The 12,979-nt window shown below is 70.5% G+C and carries 6 protein-coding genes; all 6 read right to left on the reverse strand.

Annotation, left to right across the window (positions count from 1 at the left end):
- Positions 1-56: 56 nt before the first annotated feature.
- Entirely contained in the window at positions 57-1,325 is a 1,269-nt protein-coding gene (locus AB0N07_RS09000; protein ID WP_365833563.1) for an ABC transporter substrate-binding protein, read from the reverse strand.
- Complete coding sequence (locus AB0N07_RS09005; protein ID WP_365833564.1) at positions 1,322-2,350, reverse strand: hypothetical protein; 1,029 nt, start codon at positions 2,348-2,350, stop codon at positions 1,322-1,324. The genes AB0N07_RS09000 and AB0N07_RS09005 overlap by 4 nt, the downstream gene beginning before the upstream one ends.
- Entirely contained in the window at positions 2,347-3,741 is a 1,395-nt protein-coding gene (locus tag AB0N07_RS09010; RefSeq protein WP_365833565.1) for a VWA domain-containing protein, read from the reverse strand. The genes AB0N07_RS09005 and AB0N07_RS09010 overlap by 4 nt, the downstream gene beginning before the upstream one ends.
- Positions 3,742-3,813: 72 nt before the next feature.
- Entirely contained in the window at positions 3,814-6,162 is a 2,349-nt protein-coding gene (locus AB0N07_RS09015) for a tetratricopeptide repeat protein (RefSeq protein ID WP_365833644.1), read from the reverse strand.
- Between the two features lie 35 nt (positions 6,163-6,197).
- The gene (locus AB0N07_RS09020; protein WP_365833566.1) at positions 6,198-7,517 is read right to left on the reverse strand and encodes a serine protease; all 1,320 of its coding nucleotides are present in this window, start codon (positions 7,515-7,517) and stop codon (positions 6,198-6,200) included.
- Between the two features lie 150 nt (positions 7,518-7,667).
- Positions 7,668-12,881 carry a family 43 glycosylhydrolase gene (locus tag AB0N07_RS09025; protein ID WP_365833567.1) on the reverse strand — a complete coding sequence of 1,738 codons (5,214 nt, stop codon included), beginning with the start codon at positions 12,879-12,881 and terminating at the stop codon, positions 7,668-7,670.
- Positions 12,882-12,979: the final 98 nt, after the last annotated feature.

A 12,979-nucleotide genomic window follows, 5' to 3' on the forward strand; every position in this document is an offset into this window, starting at 1 on the left:
ACTGGGAACGTGCACACCACGGGCGTCCCCTCGTCGGACGAAGGGAGCGGGGCCGCTCAGTGCGTGCTGCAGACCGTCCTCGGTGCCGCAGTGGTGCCGGGCTGTGCATCCTGCACTGCCTGTATGTCCTTGAGGAGGTGCGGGATGTCGGGATCCTGGTTGGGGGCGGCGGCCCTTGCCAGGGTCAGCAGGACGGCCTCGTAGAAAGCATCCCGGACGGCGGGGGCCATGACGTCGGAGGCGTCCAGACAGCGCGGGCCGTCACCGGTGAGCCGCCCGGCGATCTGGTCCTCGACCCGGCCCTCCCGTGGATGTACCTGACGGTTGGCCGAGAAGACGTGCGCCACCTTCGCCCATTGCTGCTGGCCCTCCTTGGAGGCCAGCCGTTCGATCAGGTCCTTGGCCGGGCGGCGGTCGCTGAACAGTGCGGCGAAGTCTCCGGTCACCTCATGGGCCCGGACCTGATCCGGACCTCCGGGCAGCAGTGGAGCGGAGTCCATCAGCTCAACGTGCTTCGCATCGGCCTCTCCGTAGAAGGAGCGGGCGAAGGAGCCCTGGTGCTCCAGGGTGCATCCGCGCCAACCACCGAACAGCAGCCCGTTGCTGCCCGGGGCGCCGCGGTGATCGGTGAGCAGGGCGTGCGCGGCCGCAGCCTTGTTCTGCTCGAACGGGCGGGCCCATGCCTCCCAGGCGTCGCGCACCGCAGCACTGGTCCACCACTTTTCCTTCTTCTCCTTGCCCAGCGCCCACTTTCCGTAGATGTCCGGGCCCGAGCGCTGCAGCACCAGGTCCTCGATCCAGTCGGTGCCGGGCCAGCCGGAGGCGCCGTCGTCCCCCATGCCGATGCACCAACTCTGCAGCGGCGCGGGTGACTCGGCGGGCCTGTGGCCCTGTCGGTACCAGACGATGCTCTTCAGGTCCGCCTTGACCGGAACCCAGTACACGTCCCGGGAGGTCCCGCTCGCCGCGCTCCACGGTGAGCCGTATTGCTCAGGGTCGTAGAGGCCGTTGAGCCGCTTGAGCCGTTTCTGGTCCGCGTACTCGGCGAGTTCACCGATACCCGGCATGATCACGATGTCGGGGGGCTCGCCCGACTGCACCTTGGAGAGCAGCACCTCGCGCTGGGCTGCGGTGCCCTGGTATTGGAAGGGGATGCCGAAGCCGTGCAGCACCTCCTTGAACTGCTTCTCCTGAGTGCCGGTCCACGTCCCGAGGATGGTCACCGGCTGCTGGTCGTCCTGCTCCTCCCACACCACCACGATGCCGGTGGCCGCGGTCAGCAGCAGTACCACGACGAACACCAGCACCTTGAACCGCCGGGTCACCGTCGCCTCCAGTAGTCGCTGTCGAGCCGGAGCACGAGCCCTGTCGCGGGCAGGAGGACGACCAGCAGTCCGCCGATCAGAGTGCCCCGGTAGACCCTGTCGGTCCAGGCGCCGTCGGCCAGTTCCCCCCGGACCTCCTCGGACTTCTCCGTGACCTCTTGCTGCGCGCCGACCAGATCGTGGCTGCAGCAGTTCTGACCGGATACCTCGGTGATCGTCTGCAAGTCGCCGAACGCGTTGTCGAGGTCGTCCTCGGTGGAGGACGTGGTCATGAGCGGGACGACCGCGAGCAGCACCGTGAGGACGAAGCCTGCGAGCAGGTACGGATTCCAGTCGCGGCCGCAGCGGTCGCGCAGTACGAACAGCGCCGACATCAGCGTCAACGCCATTGCTGCCAGGGCGGCTTCGGCGACCCACCAGCCGCCGCGCCGCAGCCACCCCATGGCGGCGGTGCCTTCGGCGTGCGTCAGTTGGATCTGCTGCAGTCGGTCCAGCCGGGGCACGAGTCCCACGCCCGGGCGGGTGAGCAGTGACTTCGCCTCCTTGAGTTTCTGCTCCTGCATGTACGGCTGGTTCTGGTACAGGGATGTGCCGAGGTTGAGGGAGTTGCCGTAGGTGGCGAGCAGACCGTTGACGGTGCCGAGGTCCTGGTCCGTGCGGTCCGCGATCCGCGACAGGCTCTGGTCGGCGGCGGAGAGCTGGGACCGGTAGGTCTCGCCCGAGCCCGCGACGTGGATGAGGTTCTTTTCCGACAGGACCTCGATCTCCCACTCTGCGCGCAACACCGCGAGCCGGGCGGCGGCGAGCCCCTGTACGGCCGGTGCCTCCCGGGACGAGAGCGCTTCGGCGCCGCGCTGGGTCTGGTGGTAGGAGAGGAGCAGGGAGCCCACCGCCACCATCGCGCACACCGTCAGGAGCAGGAGGTGTGCCTCCAGCAGCCGACGGGTCCGAAAGCGGCTCAGGCGTCCGCGCCAGAAGGCGGCAAGGGAGTAGCCGCGCCGGGCGGCGGCGTGTCCGGTCGTCACAGCAGCTCCTTCCCGCAGGCGATGCAGTAACGGGCCTCGCTCCCGGCAGGGGTCGTGCAGTGTCTGCAGTGCGGGCCCGGCCGCGGGAAGACCGTGTCGGTCAGGGTTCCGCCGGGGTAGGACCCGGCGCGCAGGATCATCGGGCGCAGGGCACCGGAGTCGACGGCGGTCGGCAGCCGGACCCGCCCCGCGGCAGCGTCCTCGATGTCGGCGACCTCGCGGATCTCGCCCAGCACCCAGTCCGCCTCGAACTTCTCAGCCATGCTCGCGGCCTGCCCCAAGCAGCGTTCGGCGACGTCCCGTTGGCCTCTTTGGAGAGCCTCGAGGCCCTCCCGCAGGGCATTGCGCATGGCGGCGGTGCCGGTCAGGAACCGCACACTGGCAGCGCCCGCCGAGGCGTGCGCCGGTGCCGGCCCGGGGCGGTGCCAGCGGGCGACGACGGGCGCATGGACATCGCCGATGGAGACCATGGCGAACTGCAGGTCGGCCTCCAGCGGGTCGGCGTCCGCGTCGGCGACGAGAGTGAGCAGATAGTCGCGCCTGCCGTGCTCCTGCCACTGGTAGGTCGGGAAGCTCCAGCGGTGCGGCCGGTCGGGGTGGGACTGTGCGCGCAGGCGGCGCGGCCGGGGCGCCTTCTCGCTGAGCGAGACCTGGCGCACGGAGGGCCGCACGGTCACCTCGATCGGCAGTTGCGGGGTGTGCACCCGGCGCAGCCGCTCGATCGCGCCGGTGATCGCTCCGCCGAGCCCCTCGTCCACGAACTCGGCGGTGCCGTGCAGCCGTTCGGCCAGAGACAGCAGCGGGTCGGGGTTCCAGTCCGCGCCAACGGCGAACACATCGCAGGTGAACTGCCCGGCGCAGGACTCCAGTTCCTCCTCCAGCCGGGTCTCGCCCGGGGCGCTGCTGCCGTCGGTGATCAGCACCAGATGGCGTACGGAGAGCGGGCGGCCGGTGAGCAGGGCGCGCGCACCGGCCGCCCAGACGGCGTACCCGGCGGGCCGCGGACCGTCCCGGTGCAGCGGGAGAGCGCCTGCGGCGAAGACGGCCCGGCGTTTCACGGCGTGGTCGGCGACGGCCCACTCGGCATCGCCGCGCGGATAGCACCGCACCGGCTCGGGGCCGCTGCCGAGCACGGTGAAGGAGATGCCGTCGGGCAGCGCGCGCAGTGCGGCCGGCAAAGCGTGCCGTACGGCCGGCCGGTTGGCTTCGGCGACGTCCACCGCGATGATCACGGCGAGTTCCACCGCGGGCAGATCGACGGGAGCGCTGTCGGCGGCCATGTCGACCTGCAGATGCGCCTCGATCTTCGCGCTGCGATGCGGGCGCAGGTCACCGTCGAGATCGACGTGCAGCTGGATGGCCGGCTGCAGTGGCAGGGTGTGGCTGCTCATGCCGTACGTCACCGCTCCTTCCCCTTCGTCGCCGTTCGGGCTGTCGTTGCCGTGCGGTCGGACGTCGACCCGTCAGAACACGGTCTGAGGCCGTATCGCGTGCAGCAGGTCCACAAGGTGCTCATGGGCGGCGGCCGACTCCCGGTTGCGTGCGGCCAGTTGCCGGTAGTGCGACTCCAGCTGTCTGCGCAGCTCGCGTTCCGCCGCGCTCATGCGTCTGAGGCTGCGGACGTACAGCCGTCCGGCGTCCCCTCCCGCGGGGCCGGGCCGGTCGTCGAGGCTGCGCAGGGCGTCCAGTTTCCACTCGTGCAGTTCGGTGCTCAGGCGGAGCGCCTCGTCCTCGGACAGGCTCGGCTCACCGGCGCCCGGTGTCTGGTGCACCAGGCGGGCCAGTTCGGCCAGCGCCGCGTCGACGTCTGCGGGCGCGGCGAGCGAAGCGAGACGGGGGTCCCCCCGGACGAACTCCGGGGGAGGATCGCCCTCCCCGGGCAGCCGGGCCGCGCGGATGCGCAGGGAGGCGATCCGGGCGACCGTGTGGTCCAGGGTGCCGGGGCGGACCCGGCCGAGCACGTCGAGGGCCGCCCTGCGGTCACCCGCACGCAGCGCGAGGCGGGCCAGGCCGAGGGCGGCGCCGCCGTGCGCGGGGTTGCGGGCGAACACGGCCTCGTACAGTTCCTTGGCGGTCGGCCCGGCCCGGTGGTCGCCGAGCCGCTCCCCGCAGTAGGCGAGGGCCAGTTTGGGCGCGTACTCGCCGGGCAGCTCGAGGTGCACCTGAGCGAAGTGGGTCCTGGCCTCGGCGACCTGCCGGGGGTCGTCGTGCAGGCCGGCGCTGCGCAGGGCGAGCAGCGCGCGGTGCCACTCCAGCCGCCACCGGCGCACGGCGGACGGCCCGGGGATGGAGTCGGCGGTGTCGAGCTCCAGTTGCGCCCGGTTCAGATCGTCCTCCGTGTTCCGGTCCAGCAGGACGCGCACGTTGTGCAGGCAGATCTCCACCGAGCGCGGCTCCTTGTCCTCCTGGTCGAGGAGCCGGCCCGGGTCGTAGCCGCTGCTCACCTCGAACCGGGCGGTCTGCGGATCGCCCGGATAACGCCGCGGCACCGGCAGACAGCGGGCGATCTCGGCGGGCGTGGGTGCGCCCAGGTCGAGGGCGGGGGCCACCGGCGGTTCGTAACGGAAGCGACGGGGGCGCTCCAGCCAGTGCTCGATACCCGGGACCGTGCCGAGCCGGGCACCGAGCAGCTGCGGGGACGGCCGGAAGTAGTCGGAGGGCTCGGGCGGGTCGGTCTTGCCGCGCAGCGCACGGATCTCCCGCAGCGCGCCCCGCAGCTGGCCGGCCATCTCCCGGGCGTCGGCGAACCGCTTGCCCGGGTCGGTCCGCACGGCGCGCTCGACGACCTTCCAGAAGGAGGCGGTGCCGAGCCCCGGCACCTTGTCCACGGCCCAGCCGCCGAGTTCCCGCAGGGTGACGCCGACGGTGTGCAGGTCGTGGGCGACGGTGGGGCTCGGCAGGTACGCGGTCTCGGGCGCCATGTACGGGTGCGTGACATGGGCCGGGGGCCGGGTCTGGCCGTGTTCGCGCATGCCGCCGAGATCGATGACCTTGACGCCGTCCTCGTGGTGCACGACGTTCGAGGGCTTCATGTCCCCGTACACGAAGACCCGTTCGCGGCCGGCATGCAGATGGACGAAGGCCTCCAGGATCTGGCAGCCGTATGCGGCGACATGCTCGATGTCGAGGACCGTCTCACCGCGCCGGGTCTCCTCGACGACCTTCTCGAGGGTGCCGTCGCCGACGTCGTCCATGACGATGTAGCCGCCGGTGACCTGGCCGTCGGCGTCGCTGCGGGCGACGAAGTCGCGGATCTGGACGATGCGCGGGTGGCGGATCGCGACGAGGTTCTGGCGTTCGACGTCGGCGAGCCGGGCGCCGTCGTGCTCGTACCGGTTGAGCAGTCCCTTGACGGCGACGACGTCACCGAGATGGGTGTCCCGCGCGAGGTAGACCCAGCCCTGGCCGCCGTGCGCGATGGGCCCCATGATCCGGTACTGGTCGCGCAGCATCTCGCCCTCGGCGAGTTCGGGACGGTACGAGTAGGGCTTGCCGCAGACCGGGCAGTGCCCCTCCATCGGCACAGGGCCCTCGGTGTAGGGCGGGGCGAAGGTGATGCCGCATTCGGCGGACGAGCAGGCCATGGTGATGCGCAGCGGTGCTTCGGGGGCGATGAGGCGTTCCGCAGGGGGGCGCGGTACGCGCTCGGGCAGCGCGAGGAGCTCGTCGGGCCCCAGGTCCTGCGGGTTCTCGGGCAGGGTGGGCAGCTCGGGGGCGTTCTCCGCACGGCCGCAGTCGGAGCAGTAACCGGTGGGCAGCACGGTGCCGCCGCAGGGGGCTCCGCTGAAACGCCGGTGCGGGCAGGCCGTCATGCCCTCCTCCGCTGCCCGGGCCGGGCCGGTGCCCCTCATCCCCGGCCTCCGTGCTGCCGCAGATCGGCACGCACGGTCTTGATCAGCCCGCGCAGCCGGGACAGTTGCTCGTGCGGGTCCGTGAGTCCTTCGAGCACGCGGAGCTCGTGCCGCCGCCGGTCGGCCGTCTCGGTCGCACGGCTGAGGGAGGCGCTGTCGACGACGCCCCAGCGGATCGCGCGGCCGAACTCCTCGGCCTGCAGACGGGTGATCAGTGCGTCCGCATGGCCGAGCAGCGCGGGCCGCAGGAGTTGGTCGCGGGCGGCGTTCCAGCCGGTGCCGCCCTCGTGACGGAAGACGAGCAGCAGCCGGACGCCGAGGACCCGTAATCGGACCAGGAGTTCGATCAGCGGGCCGGGCTCGGGTTCCTCGTCGAAGCCGTCGACGAGGACCGTGACCGGGCGGACGGGCGCCCGGTCGGCCGCGCGTCCGGGCCGGGGCTTGCGGCCGAGCAGCCAGTACCAGTACGCCAGGTACTCGCCGGTCGGGACGGTGACCCTGTCCAGGGCGTGGTCGGCGAGGTCCGGTCTGCTGGCGCCGCCGCGATGGACGACGTCGGCGCGGTGCAGCAGATGGCGCAACGAGCGGTCCTTGCCGCTGCCCGGTGTCACCACGGTGATCTTCACCGGGTCCTCGTGCGGGTCCTCGAACCACCGGATCGACCGCTTCTCGAAGTCGCGGTCCCATGCGGACGGGCGGCTCAACTCCTCGATGAGCGGCGAGAGTGCGGCGATGCGCTCCATGGGGATCAGATAGGAGAAGGCGAGCCGGTTCTTCTCGGGCAGCACCTCGTTCATGTCGCCGCGCCAGCTGACCACGAGGCCGACCACGCGCACCGGAGGTCCTTCGCGCGGCCCGGTGCACACGCCGGCGCCGCTGAAGCCCTGGCGGACCACCTCCGCCTTGGTGACGGCATCGAGCTGCACCAGATCGCCGCTGGCCCCGCTGATCCGGCCCCACAGGCTCATGCCCTCGTCGAAGCCCACCGCGTAGCCGGTCGCGTACACCTCCATGCCACTGTGCAGGGTGCGCTCCAGTGGGGCGGGGCGCGCCTGCGGGCGTGGGCTGTCCAGGCGCAGTACGGCGACGTCCTCGCCGCGGTCGGGCAGCCAGCCGCCGGGCAGGACGCGTGCGGCCACCGGTACCAGGTCGTTGTTCTCCGCGAACTCCAGCCACATGACGGCGTCCGGGTCGTCCACCACATGTGCGCAGGTCAGTGCCGTGTGCTGGTCGACGAGCACGCCGGCCCCGCAGATGGGCCCATGAGCGCCCCCGCGCCGCAGCCTGAGTCTCCAGTCCGCACGCAGTTCCCCCATGGTGTCTCAGCCTACGCTCCGAGCATGCTGCGTCCCTAGACTCGTGACCAGGATCGATCGGTCAATCAACGGAATCCGGCCGCTGGTCGGCACGGGGCCCGAACTGGTTGCAGTTCCCCGCGCCCCTTCCGGGGCGCGGGGAGTGTGCACCTAGTGCCGGTGGTCTCCGATCCTGACGGTGCCGGTGACCCTCGTACCGTCCTGGTTGTCGTAGACGAGGTCGCCGGTGGACTTCCTCCAGATCCTGATGCGGTACGTGTCCGGGCCGTCGGTGGCGGTGATGCGGAACGCGTAGCCGCCGTGGCCGTCGACCGTGCCGGAGCCCTGGTAGACGGCTCGGGAGCCGGTGATCACCAGCCAGTCGGAGCCGGTGGAGCGGAAGGTGAGCTTGGCGGCGCCGAAGACGAACACCGCCTCCCCGGTGGGTGTGGCGGCCCCCTTTCGGTACCGGGCACCGAAGGCGAACGCCGCCTTGCCGGTCAGCCCCGGCTCGGCCGGGAGGGCGCCGGCCGGTGACGTGATCGTGCCGGCGCCGGACGCCGGACCGGCGGCACGGTCGTAGACGACCACCTCGGGGAGCGTCGTGCCGGCCGTGCCCCCGTCGTCGTCGGAGACGGTGATCACCGGGCGGTGGATGCCCGCCGTGGCGTAGACGTGCTCGGCGCGGCAGGTGTCACCGGAATCGGTGATCCGGCCCGATGCCGGTTCGGTGCCGTCCTTCCAGTCGATGGTGCAGGTGTGGCTGTCGGAGGTGCCCGGATCGGTGAAGGAAGCGGTGACAACCACCGGCTTCCCGACCGGAGTCGGGGTCGCCGGGCCTGTCGCCGAGGTGATCGACGGGGCGGCGTTGGCGACCGTGACCGTCGTGGTGTCGGTGCTGCGGCCGCCGGTCAGGGTTAGCTTGAAGGTGCCGTCGTCGGTGCAAGTGACCGTGGTGCGGGCCGAGCCCGGGTCCGTGACCGTGCACGGTGCGCCGTTCTCCACCGTCCACTTGGGCGTGCCCGCACCGGAGATGGTGCCGGCGAGCGGGATGGCGTCGCCCTCGGTGCCGGTGGCGTCCGGGCCCGCGTGGACGATGGTGACCGGGTCGATGCTCGTGAGTGTCGGGACCACCTTCTTGATCAGGCCGTCGGAGTCGAACTCCATCTTGTCGATGGTGGTTTCACGGTGGGTGCCGTCTCCGCCGGGGATGGCGAAGCGGTGGTAGGCGATGTACCAGTCGTCGGTGTTCGGGACGTGTACGACGCTGTGGTGGCCGGTTCCCTTGATGCCCTGGGAGAGGTCCTTCGAGAGGATCACGCCCCGCTCGGTCCAGGGGCCGGTGGGAGAGGGGCCGGTGGCGTAGGCGACCCGGTAGTTCTCGTCCCGGGTGTCGTTCTCCGACCACATGAAGTAGTAGGTGCCCTTGCGCTTGATGACGAAGGAGCCCTCGTTGTAGCCGCTCGGGGTGATGTCCTTGACCTTCGAGGTGTCGATGGAGGTCATGTCGGCGCCCAGCGGCACGACGTACGCGTGGCCGTTGCCGAAGTACAGATACGACTGGCCGTCGTCGTCGGTGAAGACCGCGGGATCGATCATCTGGCCGCTGAAGTCCCCCGCCTTCAGCAGCGGCTTGCCCAGCGCGTCCTTGAACGGGCCCGTCGGCGAGTCGGAGACCGCGACGCCGATGTTCGCGTCGGCGCAGAAGTAGAAGTAGTACTTCCCGTCCTTCTCGGCGATGGTCGGCGCCCAGGCCCTGCTGTCCGCCCAGGAGATGTCCGGGCCGAGGTCGAGGATGACGCCGTGGTCCTTCCAGTGGACCAGGTCGGTCGAGGAGTACGCCTTGAACTGCGTACCGCTCCAGCCGTCGAAGCCGTCGGTCGTCGGGTAGATGTAGAAGGTGTCGCCGAAGCGGACGATGTTCGGGTCGGCGTTCAGCCCCGGCAGGACCGGGCTCTTCATGACGAGCGCCGCCACGGTCCAGGTGCGCTTCTTGCCGTCGGAGCCCGTCACCTCGTACGTCACCGGCTTGCTGAAGTCCTGCACGCTGCCGGAGGCGGGGCTGATCGCCGCGCCGTGGGCCAGGGTGAACTCCGGCGCCAGTGCGGTGAGATCGGTGCCTTCCTTCATCGGCAGCGTGACCTTGCTGTCCGCGTTGTCGACGACGGCGGCGACCTTCAGATCAGGGTGTGTGGCCTGCGCGATGCCCGCCGTGTTGCCGCTGAGCTCCATGACCTCCGCGGCCGACAGCGCGCGGTCGTAGATGCGGAAGTCGTCGACCTCGCCGCCGAAGTACGGGTCGGCCGAGTACAGGGAGCGGCCGATGTAGCCGCTGTAGTCCTTGTTCGCGTCGTACAGCTCCGACGGCTTGATGGTGGTCGTCGTGCGGGCCGCCTCGATGCCGTCGACGTAGAGGACCATCGTGCCGGTCGAGCCGTCGAGGGTGACGGTGACGTGCCGCCACTCGCCGGGCGTGAGCTGCGAGCCGGCCGTCAGCTTCGACTCCGCCGACCAACTGGCCTTGGTGATCGCCGAGTAGAGGCTGGAGCCGCCGTTGGAGGGGGTGGCGAAGAGATACTTGTTGCTGTCGGGCCCGAGCCCGAACAGCCACTGGAAGCTGCTGCCGCCCTTCCACTTGGCGTACGTCGACACGGTCACGCTGCCGGCGTTCTTCAGCACCCCGTTCGGGATCTTCACATACGGCGAACTCGACGCGTCCCCCGACATCTTGAACGAGCCGCCCGTCACGCCCGTGCCGAAGTCCGGCGTGTGGACATAGGTGCCGTGGTAGCCGTGTCCGCTGGAGTCGTGGGCGATGTTGCCGCCCGTCTCGTCGAAGTCGTAGTGCAGAAGCAGGTCGGCCGGGACGTCCGGGCCCTCCTCCGACACCGTGACCTCGGCCTGGACGGGGACGGCGGTGCCGTCCGGCAGGCTGCCGGTCACGGTGAAGGTGCCGGGGTTGGCGTAGGCCGAGGCCGGGACGTGGTCCCAGGTGACGGCGACGGGCCGGTCGACGCCGTCGGCGTACTTCGCGATCACGGTGGCCGGCAGGACCGGCGCCTGGCCGGTCCTCGTCTTCACCTTGACGCCCTCGACGCTCTCGGCCAGCTGGTCGGGCTGGTAGGCGCGCAGCAGACGGTCGTACTCGGCCTGGGTGACGGGCAGGACGGTGCCGTGGCGCGGCTTGGCCGGCAGGTCGTAGCCGGTGGACGGCGTCCAGTTGCCGGAGGCCAGGTCCGTCGTCTCGAACGGGATGTAGCCGCGGCCGCCGAACTCGTCGAGGAAGGCGTACCACTTGTCCTCGGTGTTGGACTTGAACACCAGAGGACCCTCGGCCGCGCTCATCGTGCCCTTGCCGATGCCCTCGGCGACCGGGTCCCAGGAGCCCAGGATCGAGTCGCTCTTCTCCTCGAAGATGAACTTGCTGTTGGGGGTGGAGGAGGTGTTGTTGCGCTCGTCCTTGGACAGGCGGTAGTACGTCCCGTCGTGCTGGATCATCGTGGAGTCGATGACCGAGTAGCCGCGGTCGATCCACACCTTGGGCTCGCTGAACGTGTAGAAGTCGCGGGTGGTGGCGTACATCATGCGGTTGTACGTGTCGCCGCTGTGCTCGGCGTTGTCGTACAGCTTCGACGCCCAGAAGACCACGTACTCGCCGCGCTTCGCGTCGTAGAACGCCTCCGGCGCCCAGGTGTTGCCCGCGCTGTCGGGGGAGATCTTCACCAGGCGCTGGTTCGTCCAGTGCACCAGGTCGGTGGACTCCCAGATCATGATCGACTTGCTGCCGGTGCGCTGGGCTGCGTCCCAGTCCCCGTTGCCGTAGATCCTGAGGTCGGTGGCGATCTGGTAGAACTTGTCGCCCTCGGGGGAGCGGATGATGAACGGGTCGCGCAGGCCCTTCTCACCGAGCGTGGAGGTGAGGACCGGCTTGCCGTCGTTCAGCTCCCGCCAGTGCAGCGGGTCGTTGCCCTTGCTGAGGGCGTTGTGGATCTGCTCGCCGTCAGCCGTGTCCTCGCCGGTGAAGTAGCTGAACATGTAGCCCTTGAGGGCCGCCTCGGCGGGCAGTTCGGGCACGTGCGCGGTGAAGGTGCGGGTGGCGGTCGCCGCGCCCTTGGTGACGGTGGCGGTCAGCTCGACAGTGGTGGCGCCGTCGCCGTGGGCGGGGCGGTGGACCACGCCGTCGGCGGAGACGACGTCCGGGTTCGCGGAGGACCAGGCGACCTGCGTGGCGTACGAACCGCTCGTCGGGAGGGTGAGGTTGCCGCGTACGTCGTCGAGGTTGTGGACGGCCAGTGCGTCGGCGGCCTGCCGGGTGGCTGTGGCGTCGTCGAAGTCGGGCAGGACCGTCACCTCGAAGGTCCGGGTGTCGGTGACCGTCCCCTTCTTGAGGGTCGCCGTCAGCGTGGCGTGGCCGTCAGGCGAACCGGCGGCCGGGCGGGTCACCTTGCCGGAGTCCGAGACGACGGCGGTGTTGTCGCTGGCCCAGCTGATCGTGGAGCCGCCCGCCGTACCGGTCTTCGGCAGGTCAAGGTCGGCGGTGACGGCGCCGGTGTCACCGAGACCGAGGGCCGCCTTGTCGTCGGCGACGCCCTGCGTGTCGACGGGAAGGGCGAGTTGCTCGACCTCGGAGCCGGCCAGCGCGCGGTCGTAGACGCGGAAGTCGCGGATGCGGCCCTTGAAGAGCTTGTCGCCGGAGTACAGGGACTTGCCTATGTAGTTGGCGGTGGTGGTGCCGGAGCCGATCGTGCCGGGGCTGATGGTCACCGCCGTGTTGCGGCCCACCTCGACGCCGTCCTCGTAGAGAACGCCGGTGGTGCCGGTCTGCGTGTAGGCGAGGTGCTTCCAGACCGCGCGGGTGAGGTTGTGGGAGTCGGACGGCTTCGTGGTCTGCTCCGTCGACCAGTTTCCGGTCGCCACCGAGGTGCGCAGGGAGTTGCCGGTCGTGAACAGGTAGCCGTTTCCGTTGCCGCCGCTGGAGTTGCCGAAGCCGTAGAGGAAGTACGGCGTGGTCGGCGCGGAGTCGAGGAGCACGTCCAGGGAGACGGTGATCGAGTCCATGCCCTTCATGACGTCGTCCGGCACCTTGATGTAGGTGTCGGAGCCGTTGAAGGCGAGGCCCTGACCGGACGCCGACCAGTCGGCGGTGCCGCTCACCGTGCCGTCGCGGCCGTTGCCGGAGGCGTCGCTCACGGTGGTCCCGGATCCGCTGTCGAGTTTGTACCAGAGGGCGAGACCGTCGGTGAGGCCGGAGGCCTCGGCCGTCTGTGCCGCCTGTGCGGGGAGGGCGGGACCGGCGAGGGTCAGGAGCATCGCGGCGGCGGTCAGCCCGGCGAGATGGCCCGCCAGGCGTCTCGCGCGGTCGCGAAGTCGTGCGCTGTGCGTCATGTCGGGATTCCCTGCTGAGACACGGCTGATGAGGGGGAAACGCGGAATGCGGGCAAGCGGGAGCGGGCCGGCAGCGCGTTCGCCGCGGGCCTGGTGTT

This window comes from Streptomyces sp. NPDC051172 (assembly GCF_040682555.1).
GTDB lineage: Bacteria > Actinomycetota > Actinomycetes > Streptomycetales > Streptomycetaceae > Streptomyces.